Source organism: Pseudomonas sp. HY2-MNA-CIBAN-0224 (assembly GCF_040310285.1).
Taxonomy (GTDB): domain Bacteria; phylum Pseudomonadota; class Gammaproteobacteria; order Pseudomonadales; family Pseudomonadaceae; genus Aquipseudomonas; species Aquipseudomonas helleri.
This window is the reverse complement of the sequence record NZ_JBEOPQ010000086.1, coordinates 1-15,875: the sequence shown is the minus strand read 5'-3', so window position 1 is coordinate 15,875 and position 15,875 is coordinate 1. Positions and strand designations below refer to the sequence as shown.

Sequence of the window (15,875 nt, the reverse complement as noted above, 5' to 3'; positions counted from 1 at the left end):
CTTGAACTCGACCACCTCAAAGGCATCGCCTTGCAGGGGCTCGAAGGTAAAACGCAGATCGCTTTGACGGGGCATGGGCGCTCCTGAGGCACGCTACCGCACGCCCCGTCATGGCGACGGGGCGTGCGCTGGCGAACACATAAAACTGCCTGCCAGAGCGGGCAGAAACAGCGGTGGGTTAAACCGGCTTGCGCCAGTCGTCTGAGGCTTCGGTCCCTGCAACCACGTGGCTCCAACTGACCTTGCGGTAGGCCAGGCTGGTCTTGATCAGTTGGGTGTAGTTGGCGTTATCGCTGTCCTGGGCGTGGGGCAAAACGGTGTGGATTTCGACGACGGTGGCGTCTTCCAGCTTGGTGGTGAAGAAGTGCTCCTGTTTGCCATCGGTGGAGGTACGGAACCACTTGACCTCAACGGTGGGCAGCATTTCGCCGGTGGCCAGCGCCTGGTAGAGCATGGGCGAGGCCTTGCTCAAGGCACTGGTGAAGATCAGCGGTTTGTGTACCCGTTGCCCCGAAGGCTGGCCGCTTTGCGGGTCGGTGGGGGTGCTGATCAGGTGGTCGACTTCCTGGGCCAGAATTTCGTCCTCATGGCCTTCCACATACACGTTGCCCACCGAGTCGCCGGTAAACGCGCCTTTGGTGATGTGGCCCTGGGTCTGGCCGTGGATGCTGATGTAGGCAGGTGTTGGCATGACAAACTCCTTGTAACGATCAATAGAACAACCCGATGGGGTTGCTACCGTCGGTGTGACGGCATGGGTTTATGGCCCGATAAGGACCAAGGGATTACAGACGCCCGACACGGGCGCGCTGAAAATCGGCTACAGCGTGAGAATCCGGTCGAGGGAAACCAGCACTTGCTGGGTGATGCCGTGCAGGCGCACGGCGTACACCGTGTACGCCACGACCAGCACCGCGCCTGCCATGGCCCAGGGTGTCCACAGCGGCCACGCGCGTTTGATGCGGTAGTTACGCGGGGCGACGTGGGTCAGGGGGTCGGTCAGGCGTTTGGGCGTCTCGCCACGCAGCGGGCGCAAGAGGCCGTGCAGGTGATTGATGATCCGTTGCAGTTCGTCATCGCCTCGGGGCACGTTGCCGTGTTTGCCCTTGAGGCCCGTGCACAGGCACAGGTACATGAACTCCAGCACGTGCTGGTATTTGGCGGCGTCGGTGGCCATGCGGGCGAGCAGGGTGAAGAACTTCTCGCCGCCCCAGGATTCATGATGAAACACGCTGAGCAGCGAACGCGTGCTCCAGTTTGAACACCTGCCCCACGGCGTGCTCATCACCACTTCGTCCACCAGCAGGCACAGACTGTAGGAATACGCCTTGAGCGCGCCGGGGTCATAGTCCAGCGAGTTGAGCTCTTCCATGATCGTGCTGATCTGGTTATGCAGGTCGCGGTACAGCGCGTTGATATCGGCATGCCGGTCCAGGTGGCGCAGGCGGATCAGCAGGCCGATCAAGGGCATGGCCGGGTCGCACAACGGATTCCAGGCCAGGCCGCGCAACTCGAATTCAGGGTCGGCCAGGTACGTTTGCGTTTGCTCTGTGATGACCGGCGGGGCGGGAGTGATCGCCTCCTCAAGCGCTTTGATGGAGGACTCAGGCGTGGTGTCTTCACTCATTTTTTTCACTCCTGATCGCCCAGAACTGCAGTTCCAGTTCCGGGAAGTCGCCGGCGACATGGAAGCCAAACCCGCTGCCCGTGCTCAGGCTCTGCCAGCCAGGGTGATGACGGTCGAGTTCGAAGTAGCTGAAGCCGGCATGGAACGGCAGATGGCGCGGCGCCACGGGCAGCGGGATCAGGGCAATGCCCGGTAACTGCAAACTGACCAGTTCGCCCAAGGCTTCGGTGGCGCTGATCTTTATCTGTTTGGGCAACTGCTCGCGCAGGGTTTCCAGCGGCAGATTGGCGCGTACCGCGAGGATGAACTCGGCAGAGTCCAGCAGGCGTTTGTCGCCCAGCAGCGCAGTGAGCACGCCGAATTCCTGGGCGACGATGGGCAGCGACACGGCACGTGGCTGCAAGACGGTCCCCAGCGCCCGGCGCAAGGTGTGCTCCAGCGGTTTGAAGCAGGCCCGCAAGTTGTCGTGCTGGTAGGCCGGGTACTCCTGGGGCAGGCGGCCCTCGTCGGTAAAGGTCACCAGTTCGCCGCAGGCCTGGGCGAAGGTGATGTACAGCCGCTCCGGGTGGACATGGCGTTGCCGGGCCAGGTGCTGGAACAGCGGGTACATCCGGTTGAGGGTTTGCAGCAGGTTGAAATCGGTGACATCGGCCACCCCCGATTGCCCCGACGAGCCGATGCGTTCGGCCAGGTTTTTGGCCCGCTCGCGGATCTGCCCGGCCACTTCACCGAGGTAGCGTTGCAGCACCGGTACGGCCTGCAAGGACACACAAGTGGGGTAAAAATGCTCGTCCATTACCAGGCTGCCGTCCGGGCGTTTATCGAGGATTTTGCCCACGGCAATGCAGGTGAAGGCGCTGCGGTCTTCGTCCTCAAGCATCAGCTTGAGGTTGGGCACGGCCACATTCATCGTGGTCACATCGCCGACTTCGCTGTGGGTGTCACGCACATCCACCTGCTGGGCCAGGTAACGGCTGTTGGCATAGCCTTCGGGCCAGCGTATTTCCAGGGCCTGAGCCGACTTGAGCGGCAGCGTCAGGAACACGGTCAGGTTGGCCGCACTGCTGTGGGTAATTTCCAGCGGGGTGGGCGGCGCCTGATCAGTGGGGATATCAAAGGCGCTGCCGTCGGGCATGATTCCGCGTGCCCGGGTCAGGGCGATCTTGCCAAAGCTCAAGTACTCCCTGTTGAGCGCCAGTTCGCTGAAACCATAGAGCGTGTCGTTGAGGCTGTTGAGGCGTTGCTGCACGGCCGCTTCGGCGGCGCGGGCCTGTTGCTGGAAATGCTGGGGTTTGACAAACAACCCCTCGTACCAAATGACCGGGTGACGTGAACTCATCAGTGGGCTCTCTGCGTGAAAGGGGGTGAAAAGGCATTCATCGGGTTTCCCCTTTGAGCTCAACGCTGGCGGCGTCCAGTTGCACCAGCAGCGCGTATTGATGGCCCTTGGGGTCTACGCGCAGGGTCTGCTTCCACTGGGCGTTGTCGGCGTCGTAGTAGTGGGCGATCACCGCGATAAACCGCGTGTCTTCGTCCAGGCTCTGCGGGTCGATAAATTTGAATTGGCCCGGCTGCAGCAGGTAGTCGTCGGCGCGAATCCAGGTGCTGCCCAAGGTCTTTTTCAGGTCATCCGTCAGCGTCTGGAGACTGGCGTTGCGCAGCAGGCTGTCATCGCTCAGTTGCAGCACCTTGAACGCGATGGGACTGGCGATGGAACGTGGCGCTTCAGCGTCTTGCGGGGTAGACAAACTCACTCCGGGGACGTCGTAGTCGCCAAAGGGCGAGGCTTCAACCACAGACATTTGTGTGTCCTCGTCGGGCTCCGGCAGGCCCGCTGACTGTGGCGTGACGGTCTCGTGAACGTGATCAAGCAGCGCCTGCAATTGCTCGGTCAGCGCCTGCGGGCTGGCGGCCTCCACGTTCACGGTATAGGGCGAACGAATCGGCGTTTCGGCGGGGCCGGCTCCGGGGATGATCAGGCGCTGATTGACGCTGTGGCTGGCATACAGGCTCAACGAGTAGCGGCTGGGTTGATCATCAGGTCCGCCCACCGGGATCGACGGTGTCCAGATCACCTGGCCGATCTTGCCGAGCAGGGTGCAACCGACCAACGCCAGGCAGCCGAGCAGCAACAGGGCGAAGCGGATATGGCCGCCCACGTGCGTGCTGTCGAGGTGCACGGCGCGGTGGGGTGTTGCGCGCTCGACGCGGGGTTTGTCAGCGCTGGCGTGGGCTGCAAAATCCAGCACGTCGTGCAATGGCGGCGCTGCGGTGATCGCCTCCAGGGCCAGCAGCGGGTCGCTCTCCCGGGCGGGGTCCAGAGGGCGACTCAACTGCTCAAATTCGTGGCAGATGTGCGTGTTCGTGTCTGCCGGGGGCAGAAAAGGCAACGTGTGGGCGTTCCAGTCTTCGAGGCCATCCCGGCGACCGGTGAGCAGTTCATTGAGCGAGCGCTGACTCAGGTGGCGACGGTCGTCTGTCAGCTCATGGGCATCCAGGTGCACGGCGATTAGGTAGTCGCCGATGTGTAAAAAGTCCCCCTCGTTCAACTGCACGGTGGTGCCACGGCCCAAGGGCAGGGCATGGCCGTTGGCATAGGTGTGGCCGCAGTGATCGGTGACGCAGGCGCGATTGCCCAGCCAGTGGATCTGGCAATGGTGGGGGCGAACGCTGTGGCTGCGGTCGTTGAGCAGCCAGTCGCAGTCCGCACTGCCGATGCTGCCGCCGTGCAAGGCAAAACGGTGGGTGGGCTGGCAACCGTGGAGTAATTGCGCGGGGTTGCTGATGACCAGCGTGAGGTTCATGCGCGCCCCCTGATCCGTACCACGGCGGGGTGACGTTGTGCCTGGCACTCGATGAAACTGGTCCAGCCCAAGTGAGTCCCGCCTTCGCGGCGCAGGTTGAACGGCGGCACGTCTTCTTCGCGCAGGCCCAGTTCCACGTAATAAGCCGGTACGTCCCGCGCCAGAAAATCCAGCAACTGGCGCAGCCGTGCACACTGGCCGCCGCTGGGCAGGAACTCCCGGAAGCGCTTTTGCGACAGGTTGGGGATCACCAGGGTGAATTGGCTGGCGCGTGTGCGGGCACGGTCGCCGATGGTGAAGTTCTCCCCGAGTACACCGTTAAGTGAGCCGAGGGCCACGCGATGGCGCTTGAGCAAGGGCACCGAGCGCGGTTCAAACTCACGGATGTAAACGCCGTGCAGATCAAAGCAATGTTCCACAATTCCGCTCACCACTGACGGCGCACGGCTGCGGCTGGCAATCAACCCGGCAAAGCTCAACAGACGCCCCCAGGGCAGCGGTGTCGCGCCGCGCAGGTCGTTGTCATTGAGGCCAATCAGGGAAAACACATAGCGCGAGAAGCGGTCGCGAGCGTTTGCCTGGAAGCGGATGTAGTAGCGATATTTTCGCCAGCTGTGGTGCAGCAAGGTCAGCAGGCGATGATTGAAAAAATCGAGGAACTCGGGGCGAATGCCACGTCCCTGCGCTTGCTCATAGGCCAGGCGGTCCAGGTAATAACCAGGCAGCGGCGAGTCGGCGCCCTGCAAGCCCAGAAACGTGGTTTGCACGCGGTAGCGCTCGTTGCCGAGCGTTTCATCGACACGCTCGGCAACGGTCAGGTCAGAGGCCGGAAAGCCCATGCCCGCGTGGCTTTGCAAACGAATCCGGCGACGGCTGGCGCGGCTTGCAGGCTGGGCTTCGAGGTCATCGTCGTGCAGCGCGTGCAGGTGTTCCAGCAGACGATGGAACGAGTAGTTCCGCGCATCGGCCAGGAGCGTGTCGGCTAGATCACGGGTTGTCTGCCGGTCAACAGTGGCCATTCATAGCACTCGTTGTTAGTGGTATTGATCACTTCCAGCATGTGGAAGGAGTTGATGCTTGCGTAGAGCGCGAAGAAGTGCGAAAGCACGCTGGCGAACAGGTACAACTCGCCCTCGCAGAGGAACGCCTGCTGGTCCAGCTTCAAGCGGGTGTGCAGGCCGCGCACGGGCAGGCCCTTCATCAGCCAGTCAATGGGCGTGGTGACGGCTTCGCCAATCCCGTCCAGGCGCTTGCGGGTGGCGCGGGTCTGTTGCAGGTCGTGCAAGGCGGCAAAGTCATAGGCGCGGATCACCGCCTTGAGCGGCTCTGCCGAGAGCAGTGACAGGTAGTTCAGCGACAGGTTGGAAATCAGCGTCCAGTGCAGGCTGGCGTCCAGCACCGGCCGATACGAGCGGGTGGGCGCGATCAGATTGGTGTAGGTGGCAAAGGACGGTGTGGTTTCGGTCGACAGCGACACGTCATCAATGCCCAGCGCCTGGGGTAAGTCACGGTTGCTGCAGGTCAGTTCGATGGACGCGGTTTCATGCTCGCCGATGTAGTCGCGTTCATCGCCGCGCACAAAGGCAATGCGCTGCTGCAACCCCTCGCGGCCGTGGGACTCTTCGATGTGGGTGCGAAAGTACAGCGCCGTGCGGCCCTGGGCGTGTTCGATCTCATGCTGAAAAGACTCAAAAGGCGTAAAGGTGCGCAGCGGGTCGCCCTTGTGTTCTTTGTCGCTGGCGCTCCAGCCGGCCACGCGGTCGACACTGAAAATCTCATAGGCGTCTGGGCGCTGCCCGGTGGGGATGACCCGCTGTTCCAGGCTGCGCCCGTCCAGTGCAATGGGTTCGGCGTCGTGGCTGAACAGGTTGACCGCCGGGGCGCAGAACAGGTGCAGGTCGTGGGTCTGTAAACGAATGTCGCCGGGCATGGGCCGGGAGAACTGGAACTCGAAGCGAATCTCATCGGTGCTGATGGCAGGCCAGGCTTTGCCCAGACGGGTCAGGCTAAAGAAGTGAAAGCGCTGCGGGAACACGAAGTATTCCTGCAAGATCCGATAGCCGTCGAAGACATTGCGCGGGTAGGGCAGCAACGCCTCTTGCGGGGTAAACCCCGGAAAGCCGATGTCTTGGGGGTTCAGCCCGTAGGCGGTGCCATTGACGTACAGGGTCACGCTTTTCAGGTAATGGGCGATCCACAGGTACAGGGTTTGCGCCGTGGCGTTTCCACCGCCCAGGTGAAAATCCAGTTGATCGCAGCCCAGGCTGTTCAGCGGTTGCCGGGTCAATACGCTGAGGTCGATGCGCACCACCGAGGCTTCGCGGCTGTGGGCATCGCTCACGCATTTGACCGCCAGCGGGTACAGGCTGACCTCGGTGCAGGTGCGAAATTCGCAACTGATGCCGTCCACCGGTTTGGCAAACAGCGGTGTGCCTTTGGGCAGCACCTGGCGCTGGCTGATGGCGTCGGGCAGCGGTTTGAAACGCACGATGGTGCAACTGGGTAATGGCCGCAAATAGTTGGGCCAGAGCATTTGCAGCAGCGGATGCGTCAACTCCGGCAGGTCATCGTCTATCTTCATGCCGAGCTTGGCGATGAGAAACGCAAAGCCTTCCAGCAGCCGTTCCACATCCGGATCGTTGGCCTTGTCACCCAAAAACTGCGCCAGTTGCGGGTTGTCCTCGGCAAACTCACGGCCCAGCTCACGCAAGTAACGCATCTCTTCGGCAAAGCGTTCTTTCAAGCCCATGGTGTCCCCTTTATTTCACGCGGGTGTAGCCGTCGCGACCGTGCATGGCCACGTCGATCAGCACCCTTTCGTCCTTGTGGTTGAGCTGCACCTGGCAATCGAGGCGAAAGTTCAGCTCCAGCGGTAAATCCGGGTCGGGCTGATAGCGCACGCCAACGACCTTGATCCTCGGTTCGAATGCCTCGATCGAGCGGCGTATGTCGGCGCTGATGGCGATCACCAAGTCAGAGCTGCCCTGAGCTGCGCCATTGAAGTCGCGCAGGCCCAGTTCAGGGCTGCTTTGCGAGCAGCCCTGGCGGGCATTGAGCACGTGCTCCAGATGGCGCTTGATCGCGTCGATACGCTGGCGGGCCTGTTCGTCCGCGGTGCCCGGGCGGTAGCGCGGTGCGTCAGGCTCCAGACGTTCGAACAAGCTGGCGCGGCCCAATTACTGGGTGTCCAGCCGACCGACCAGTGAGATCTCGAAGTTGGCGCCCATGTACTTGAAGTGCGGGCGGATCGACAGCGACACCTGATACCAGCCCGGGTTGCCGGCCACGTCCTGCACATCAATTTGGGCCGCGCGCAGCGGGCGACGGCTGCGCACATCGGCGGAAGGGTTGTCTTGATCGGCAATGTACTGCTTGAGCCAGGTATTGAGTTCGCGCTCCATGTCCTGGCGTTCTTTCCAACTGCCGATCTGCTCGCGTTGCAGGACTTTGATGTAGTGGGCCAGGCGGTTGACGATAAACAGGTAGGGCAATTGCGTGCCGAGCTTGTAGTTGGTCTGGGCCTCCTGACCTTCACGGGTCTTGGGGAAGGCTTTGGGTTTTTGAATGGAGTTGGCCGAGAAAAACGCCGCGTTGTCGCTGTCCTTGCGCATGGTCAGCGGGATAAAACCGGCTTCTGCCAGCTCATATTCCTTGCGGTCAGAAATGAGCACTTCGGTGGGGATCTTGGCTTGCAACTGGCCCAGTGATTCATACAAATGCGCCGGCAGATCCTCTACCGCACCACCCGATTGCGGGCCGATGATGTTCGGGCACCAGCGGTAACGGGCGAAGCTGTCGGTGAGTCGGGTGGCCATCAGAAAGGCCGTGTTGCCCCACAGGTAGTTGTCATGCTGGCCGTCGATGGCTTCGTCGTAACTGAAGCTGCGCACCGGGTTTTCCAGGCCGTCATAGGGCGTGCGCAACAAAAAGCTGGGCAGGGTGGCGGCGATGTATTTGGAGTCTTCCATCTCGCGCAAGCTGCGCCATTTGGTATGGCTGGGGCCTTCAAAAATGTCGTTGACCTCCTTGATCGATGGCAGGTCCTGGAAACTTTTGAGATTGAAGAATTCGGGGCTGGCGGCCATGACGAACGGTGCGTGGGCCATGGCGCCTACAGAGGCCACATAGCTGAGCAAACGGATGTCCGGTGACGAAGGGCCGAAGGTGTAGTTACCGATCATGGCAGCGATGGGTTCGCCACCAAACTGGTCGTAACCTGCGGTGTACACGTGCTTGTAGAGGCCGCTGCGGGTGATGTCGCCAGCGTTGTCGAAATCGTCGAGCATTTCTTCTTTGGTAACGTGCAGCACGTCGAGCTTGATGTTCTCGCGAAAGTCCGTGCGATCCACCAGCAGTTTCAGCCCGCGCCACGCCGATTCCAGTTGCTGGAACTGCGGCTGGTGGAGGATTTCATCCATCTGCCTGCTCAAGGCAAGGTCGATTTCGCTGATCATCTGATCATCTGATCAACCCGGAACTTGTTCACGGGCTGTTCGTGATGGCCGCTTTGCAATATCTCGCTGATGAACGCGGCCACGCCTTGTCTGGCGACCGCATAGCCTTCCTGGGCCGGGGTCATCATGGTGTTGGCCAGCAGTTGATCGAGTAGCGAGGTGGGGGCATCGGTCACCCGGATTTGGGCGTTGGCACTTTCCATCGGCATGGGTGGTACTCCGTTTTATGAGCTCGGTTTCGGCAGTCGCAGGGCAGTGAACAGGCAGGTAACGCTTGGCGTTTGGGCCTAGGCGTCAGGCGAATCCTTGGGGGCAGGCAGGGTCAGGTTCAGTTCGCGAATAAGCCGTTGGCGCGAAGCATCGTCAGCCAGCAGGCTTTGCAGCTGTTTGCGGAAGGCGGGGGTATTGCCCAGCGGGCCTTTTAACGCCACCAGCGCGTTGCGTAACTCCAGCAGTTTGTTCATTTCAGGCACTTGGCGGGCGATGGCATCAGGGCCGAAATCGTTAATCGACTTGAACTGCAAATTAATGCTCAAGTCGTTCTCGATATCGTTGGTCAAGACGCAAGGAACTGCCATTTCCAATGACACTTCGGCTTTGGTCAGTACATCGTTGAAGTTGTCTTTATCGATACGTACGGGTTGTCGGTCTTCAAGGGCTGACTCTTCGCCGTGGCCTTTAAAGTCACCCGTTATCAATAACTTTAACGGCAATTCAACTTCGGCTTGTTGATCGCCTGTGGCTGGAATGTATTTGATGTTAATGCGTTCTTTTGGAGCTACGGAACCGTGAGCTTTCGACATGGGAAAAGTCCTTTTCATTCGAAGGTAGCCCTATTAGGAACCGATTTCTCTAGGCCTGTCATGTCAGCCAAAGCCTTTAGTTGTGTGGCTCTTCTCTGTAGGAAATTACGATTATGAGTTTGGTAGTACATGCCCTACATAGTTGCAGGAAGTCACTGAGGGATATGTCTGTTAATTGCACTAATGGCGTTAATTCAAGCGTGTTTAACTTGCTACTTAATTGTCAATTAGTCCACGCTCCGAACAATTAAGGCGTTATGCGTCGAACTTTTTATCAGCGAGAAAGGATCTTGCGCGTTATGTCATGCCCATCATTCATACAGGAGGTGCAAATGCGAATAAGCAGTGGGCTGGCATGGGCGTTAGGCGCCTGCCTGTTGGTGATGGGGGGCCAGCAAGCATTGGCCATGCCAGCAGCGCGAGACTGTACGACTGTTGTGTCGTCTTTAAAGCGTCTGGAATGTTTTGATCAGGCGGCCGGAACGCCGATTCGCAGCATGGCGCCACAACCCGTCGCTTATGTGGGGCGAATGTTACCCATAGTCGATCTGGTGCAGCGCAATGAGGCCAAACGCAGCCCCGGCGACTTCCGTTTTTTGATCTCGCACTGGCCTGAGCCGGATAACGAGCGAGCACAACGGGTGGTTATTTCCGCACCCGCTTTGGGGGCGTTTGCACCCCGGCCGACCCTGGCCATCAGTTGCGAGTCTTCTATTACGCGTTTGCAACTGGTGCTCGATGAGCCGGTCAAGCGCAACAAGCTGCACATTCAGTTGCTGGCCGATGACCAGCCACTCTCAACCGCGACATGGCAAGTGATGGATGAGGCGGGGCTGGTGGTCGAGTTCAGTCGTGGGTTACCGACCATTGCGCTGTTACGCCAGATCATGGGCAGCCAGCGTCTGGAACTGAAAAGCACGCAGGATCCCGCGCTGAATGGGCTGGTGTTTGACGCGCAAGGCCTGGACGCGTTGATTGCGCAGGAGCGTCAAGCATGCCGCTGGTGATCGAGGTCCCGGCCGATATCGTCCCGCTGTTGCTGGCGCCGATCGAGCCGGAGCAACCCGCCGGGTATTTCGATATCGAGGACGAAACCTATCAGGCGATTGATCAGGAAATGATCAAACTTGGCGGCTTGCGCGAGGCCAGCATCGACTGGCCGTATATCGATGAAGCGTCCCGCCAGTATTTGGCCAGACAGTGCAAGCACTTGCGCATCCTCGGGCATTTGCAGGTGGTGTGGCTGCGCACCCGGCAGTGGGCGCGCTGGGCCGATGCCGTGGGCTTGCTGGCGGGTGTTGTCGAGGTGTATTGGGACAGTGCGCACCCCAAGCCGGGGCCGACCGGCTACCTGGCCAAGCGCAAGCAGATCAAGCGCCTGCTTGAAGAGTTGGGGCAAGCCTTGTCGAGCCTCGACCGCAGCAGCTTTGCCCCGGTGCATCAGGCCACGGCGGAGCAGGCGTTGCTCGACCTTGCGCGCTGCGCGGTGGCGGCCAAGCTCGACCCGGCACCCATTGAGGCGCTGCAACGGCAGTTGGCCAAATACAGTGAACCGCCGGTCCCTGAGTCGGCCAACCAGGCCCCATCTTCCGGCGTCCTGAACCCGACCTTGTTTACCCGCACCATCGCGCCGCCAGTGGGCAGCGAACGTGAACAACGGCGTGCCTTGCTGGCAATGGCCGAGCAACTCAATCAACAAGACCTCTATGACCCGGTGGGCTATCAACTGCGCCGTTTTGGCTTGTGGGCGCACCTGCATGCCGCCCCGGCCATCACCCGCGACCGCCGCACTGAATTAAGCGCGGTGCCTCAAGACATTGTTGACGCGTATCAAGAAGCACTGGGCGCCAATGCCCTTGAGCCCGCCTTGCTGATGCGCATTGAAAAAAGCGTCGCGGCCTCGCCGTACTGGCTGCGTGGCAGCTACCTCGCGGCCCAGGTGGCCTCGCGCCTGGCAATGGATGACGTGGCCTTGGCCGTGCGCCGCTGTTGTGAGCGCTTGGTGTGTCGGCTCCCGGCTTTGCTTGAGTTGAATTTTAGCGACGGCACCCCCTTTGCAGATGCGCCAACCCAGGCCTGGATCAGCGGTGCCGACCAGCGCGAGGGCGCCAGCAGTGCGGTGCCTGAGTACGCGGGCCTGCGCGACGAATTGGTGACTCAACTCAATACCGAAGGCGTTGAGGTGGTGTTGCTGCGTTTGCAGGCACTTCACGCAGCCCATGAAGCCCCGCGCCAACGCAGCCACACCACGGTGATCGCCGCTGATTTGCTGGGGGCCCGCGGCCTGTCCTGGCTGGCCGATGACCTTTACGCCGGGGTGGCCCGGGTGATGCGCGAAACCAGCGCCCAGGCGTGGGAACCCGAGTTGTATCAGAAGTTGGCCCAGCACCTTGGCAACCCCTCGTTGATCAAGGCCGTTCAGGAGTAGGAGCAGTTTATGGAAAGGGTCTGGAGTTACATCAAGCGTTGGGGTTGGCCCGTGCTGCGGCATTTCAAGCAGGCTCTGGCGCTGATGGTTGTCCTCGGCGTGGTCTTTGCGCTGATCGGCATCTGGTGGCTGGGACCGCACTGGACATGGCGCGAGCATCAACCCTTGGCGGCACTGGCGATGCGCGTATCGGCCAGCGTTGTGGTGGTGGTCGTGCCGCTGTTGTTCTGGGCCTGGCGGGTGCGTCAACGCTTGCTCAGGCTCAATGCCGAGCACGCGCGTGAAGCGGCGGTTGTGCTGGATCCCTGCCTGCCTTATGTCGAGGCGCAGGAGCGTTCACTTGATCAAAGCCTGAGCCATTTATTGAACAATATGGAGCGTCGCCGTTCGCTCTATCAATTGCCGTGGTACCTGGTGCTGGGCGAAGAAAACGCGGGCAAGACCAGCCTTGTCACCCGTTCAAATCAGAGCTTTTCCCTGTCCCATATCAACAGGACGGGGGCCCGCGCGCAGCCGGAAGAAAAACTGGCGTATGCCATCGACTGGTGGATTGGCGACGAAGCCGTCTTGATCGACCCGCCGGGTGAGTTGCTCACGCAACCGAAGCCCTTGACGCAAGAACAGCGCGCCGAGCAAGCGCAAGAACCGGTGGCGGCCAAAGGTAAATTCAGGCCGGTGTTGCCGGCGGACACTCACCCGCGCCTGTGGCTGCACCTGCTGGACTGGCTGGGGCGCAATCGCAGCCGCCGCGCCCTGAATGGGGTGGTGCTGGTGATCGATGTACAAGCCTTGCTGATGCAGCGCCCCGAAGCGCGCAAGGCTCGCGCTAACGTGCTTCGCACACGGGTGTATGAATTGACGCGGCACTTGGGCACACGCCTGCCGGTGTATGTGGTGCTGAGCAAATTTGATCTGCTGGAGGGCTTTGAGGAGTTCTTTTCTCAGCTGTCGCGCCGGGGCCGTGAAGACTTGCTCGGCTTTACCTTCAGCCTGGACGCTGTCGACGATTTCGATGCATGGCTGGCGGAGTTGGCGGAACATTACAGCGCATTTGTCGAACGCCTCAACGAGCAGGTTTTTGACAGCCTCAGAGGCGCCCGCTCACTGGAGGACCGTGACCGGCTGATGGGTTTTCTGCGCCAGTTGGCAGGGCTGCGCCCGGCACTGTTTGGCTTCTTGAATGAAATGCTCGGCACCGACCGTTTCACTACACCGGCGCTGGTCCGGGGCGTGTATTTTTCGTCGGTCTTCCAGCAGGGCACCCTGAGCAATGCGTTCGTCAAAGAGGCGGGCCAGCCCTACCACCTGCCGCCACCACCTGCCGAGGTCAAGCCTGCGCAGGGCAATGCCATCTATTTTGCCCAGCAACTGTTCAAGCAAGTGATCTACCCCGAAGCGGGGCTGGCCGGTGACAACATCAAAGTCGCCCGCAGCAAGCAACGACTGCTGATCGCAGGTTGTGGCGTGGCTTCGCTGGGCTGTTTGCTGGCGGTGGGCTTGTGGCAGTACTACTTCACCGTCAACCGTGACAAGGCCGCGAACGTTTTGGCCAGAAGCCAGGAGTTCAGCACCGGGGACATTGACGCCAGCCTCGATGCCACCGGGCGCAATTTGCTGGCGCCGCTGGACCAGATCCGTGACGCCGTCTCGGTGTATGGCGATTACCGTGAGGCCTGGCCGTTGCTGTCCAATATGGGGCTGTATCAGGGCAGGGCGATTGGCCCGCGGGTTGACGAGGCCTATTTGAATTTGCTGTCCCGACGCTTTTTGCCCGCCATCGCCAGCAGCGCCCTGGAGGCGATCAACATCGCGCCTGCGGGCAGCAATCAGCAATTGGTGGCGTTGCGGGTGTACCGCATGATCGAAGACCGCCAGAACCGCCGCCCGGAGATCGTCGAGGACTGGGTTGCCAAGCAGTGGCAGCGCGCGTATCCGGGCCAGGGGCAACTGCAGGCAGACCTGATGCGCCATCTCAATTACGCGTTGAAATATGCCGACGCAGACTTGCCGCATTATCGCGAACGGATCGCCCAGGTGCAGCAGCAACTGCGCCAGCGGCCCATGGCTGAGCGGGTGTACAGCACGTTAAAACAGGATGCCCAAGAGCGCTTGCAACGCCCGCTGGACCTGCGCAATGAAATCGGACCGGCTTTCGATATTGTTTACCGCCCGTTGGTGGTCAGCGCGGACACCGATGGCAGCGAGTTGCAGTTGGCGCCCTTGCTCACCGCCAAGGGCTTCAAAGAGTACTTCGAGCCCGGCACGCAAGACATTATTGAACTGGCCATGATCGATCAGTGGGTGCTCGGTGAGCGCCAACGCCTGGACTACTCCCCAGAAGACCGCAAGGTCCTGACCCAGCGGGTTCGTGCCCTGTACAGCGCTGACTACGTAGACAGCTGGCGGCGAGCGCTTAACCAGTTTGTGGTCACTGATTTTCGTGATCTGAGCCATGGGGTTGCCGTGCTGGAGCAGGTCACCGGCCCGGCCGCGCCGTTACGGCGTTTGCTGGAAACGCTGCGCGACAACACCGTGATCTACCCGGCCGTGCCGTTGATCGAGGGCACGGCGGTGGTCAGCCTGGACAAAGTGCCCGAGGGCCAACAGCAAGCGGCGGGTATTCGGCGGGCTTTTACCGGCTTGGCGCAGTTGATCATCCCTCTGGGGGAGCGGCCTTCCTACTATGAAGAGACCCTGCGCGCCATTGGCGCCGTGCATGACTATGCCAAGGCCGTGCACGACAATCCGGACCCCGGCAAGGCCGCGTTGAAGACCGTCCTCAATCGTTTTTCGCTCAGCGGCAGCGACCCGATTGCCAACCTGCAACGGGTTGCCGTGGGCCTGCCGGAACCGATGAACCAGCAGGTCAAAAAGCTCGCAGACCAGACCTCACAAGTGTTGGTGGTTGCCGCCCTGCGCGAGCTGGAAAAGCGCTGGGACAGCGAGATCTACAGCTTCTATCGTGATCGGCTGGCCGATCGTTACCCGTTCAAAACCACGGGTGAAGACGCCTCGCTGGACGACTTTGAAGCCTTTTTCGGGCCGCAAGGGCGCTTGCAACAGTTCCATGACCAGTACCTGGACATCTTCCTCAAAGACAACCTCGACGTGCTCTACTCCGAGAGCCTGGGCGGCTACCTGGTGCGCAGCGACGTGCTGGAACAGTTGAAAAAAGCCGAGCGTATTCGCGACACCTTCTTTAACCATCGCGGGCATTTGGCGGTGCAACTCACCATCGAACCGCTGGCCCTGAGCACCACGCGCCTGAGCAGCCTGCTCAGCGTCGACGGCCAGTTGATCCCCTACCAGCACGGCGCGCCACAGCGCACAGGGCTGGTGTGGCCCAACGACCTGGGCAATGCCAACGGCAGCCAACTGACCCTGGTCAACAGCAGCGGCAACACCGCCAGCCTGAGCTATCGCGGCCCGTGGTCACTGTTTCGGCTGCTCAGCCGAGGCCACCTCAACGGCCGTACCGACACCAGCGTTGACCTGACCTTCGCCATTGCCGACGGATTGATGCGCTACCGCGTCGTGGCCGAAAAATCCAACAACCCCATCACCCAGCGCACCTTTGAAGGCTTTGCATTGCCCAGAACCTTGCTGGAGGAACGCCGAGCCCCGACGGCTGCACAGCCGCACGTAGCAACTGCTACGGGAGGGCTAAAAACCCTGTAGGAGCGCAATGCAGTTCACTTAAGAGCAATGCTACCCAAGGGTGGGAGCGGGCTTGCTCGCGATGCTTTTCAGAGCGCCTCA

The 15,875-nt window shown here is 60.9% G+C and carries 11 protein-coding genes and 1 pseudogene; 3 read left to right on the top strand and 9 right to left on the bottom strand.

The annotated features are described in order from the left end of the window. Positions 1-178 precede the first annotated feature (178 nt). The 9 genes and pseudogenes from AAEZ03_RS24100 to tssB all read right to left on the bottom strand — a co-directional run bounded on the left by AAEZ03_RS24100 (position 179) and on the right by tssB (position 9,688). Entirely contained in the window at positions 179-691 is a 513-nt protein-coding gene (locus tag AAEZ03_RS24100) for an Hcp family type VI secretion system effector (RefSeq protein ID WP_048389002.1), read from the bottom strand. A 129-nt stretch (positions 692-820) separates the two neighbouring features. After that, entirely contained in the window at positions 821-1,627 is an 807-nt protein-coding gene (icmH, locus tag AAEZ03_RS24095) for a type IVB secretion system protein IcmH/DotU (RefSeq protein ID WP_350582093.1), read from the bottom strand. Then, positions 1,620-2,966 carry a type VI secretion system baseplate subunit TssK gene (gene tssK / locus AAEZ03_RS24090; RefSeq protein WP_350582090.1) on the bottom strand — a complete coding sequence of 449 codons (1,347 nt, stop codon included), beginning with the start codon at positions 2,964-2,966 and terminating at the stop codon, positions 1,620-1,622. Before tssK ends, icmH begins: the two co-directional genes overlap by 8 nt. Before the next feature lie 37 nt (positions 2,967-3,003). Continuing rightward, positions 3,004-4,431, bottom strand: coding sequence for a type VI secretion system lipoprotein TssJ (gene tssJ / locus AAEZ03_RS24085; RefSeq protein ID WP_350582088.1), 1,428 nt, complete (start codon positions 4,429-4,431; stop codon positions 3,004-3,006). Next, the gene (gene tssG, locus AAEZ03_RS24080) at positions 4,428-5,450 is read right to left on the bottom strand and encodes a type VI secretion system baseplate subunit TssG (RefSeq protein WP_123750162.1); all 1,023 of its coding nucleotides are present in this window, start codon (positions 5,448-5,450) and stop codon (positions 4,428-4,430) included. Before tssG ends, tssJ begins: the two co-directional genes overlap by 4 nt. After that, on the bottom strand, positions 5,414-7,180 hold the full coding sequence (gene tssF, locus AAEZ03_RS24075) for a type VI secretion system baseplate subunit TssF (RefSeq protein WP_350582084.1): 1,767 nt from the start codon (positions 7,178-7,180) through the stop codon (positions 5,414-5,416). Before tssF ends, tssG begins: the two co-directional genes overlap by 37 nt. A 10-nt stretch (positions 7,181-7,190) precedes the next feature. After that, positions 7,191-7,607 (bottom strand): type VI secretion system baseplate subunit TssE, encoded by a 417-nt coding sequence (tssE, locus tag AAEZ03_RS24070; protein ID WP_048373670.1) that lies wholly within the window; start codon positions 7,605-7,607, stop codon positions 7,191-7,193. Then, positions 7,608-9,088, bottom strand: a pseudogene (gene tssC, locus AAEZ03_RS24065) (type VI secretion system contractile sheath large subunit). It lies immediately after the preceding gene. A gap of 84 nt (positions 9,089-9,172) precedes the next feature. Continuing rightward, positions 9,173-9,688, bottom strand: coding sequence for a type VI secretion system contractile sheath small subunit (tssB, locus tag AAEZ03_RS24060; protein WP_048373666.1), 516 nt, complete (start codon positions 9,686-9,688; stop codon positions 9,173-9,175). Positions 9,689-10,020: 332 nt separating this feature from the next. Here tssB and vasI point away from each other — a divergent pair, with 332 nt between their 5' ends. From vasI to tssM, 3 genes are read left to right on the top strand one after another with little or no spacing between them, the layout of a single operon-like run. After that, positions 10,021-10,695: a type VI secretion system-associated protein VasI gene (vasI, locus tag AAEZ03_RS24055; protein WP_350582081.1), complete on the top strand. Its 675-nt coding sequence runs from the start codon at positions 10,021-10,023 to the stop codon at positions 10,693-10,695. Next, on the top strand, positions 10,683-12,116 hold the full coding sequence (tssA, locus tag AAEZ03_RS24050; RefSeq protein WP_350582078.1) for a type VI secretion system protein TssA: 1,434 nt from the start codon (positions 10,683-10,685) through the stop codon (positions 12,114-12,116). Before vasI ends, tssA begins: the two co-directional genes overlap by 13 nt. Positions 12,117-12,125: 9 nt before the next feature. Then, complete coding sequence (gene tssM / locus AAEZ03_RS24045; protein WP_350582075.1) at positions 12,126-15,794, top strand: type VI secretion system membrane subunit TssM; 3,669 nt, start codon at positions 12,126-12,128, stop codon at positions 15,792-15,794. Positions 15,795-15,875 lie beyond the last annotated feature (81 nt).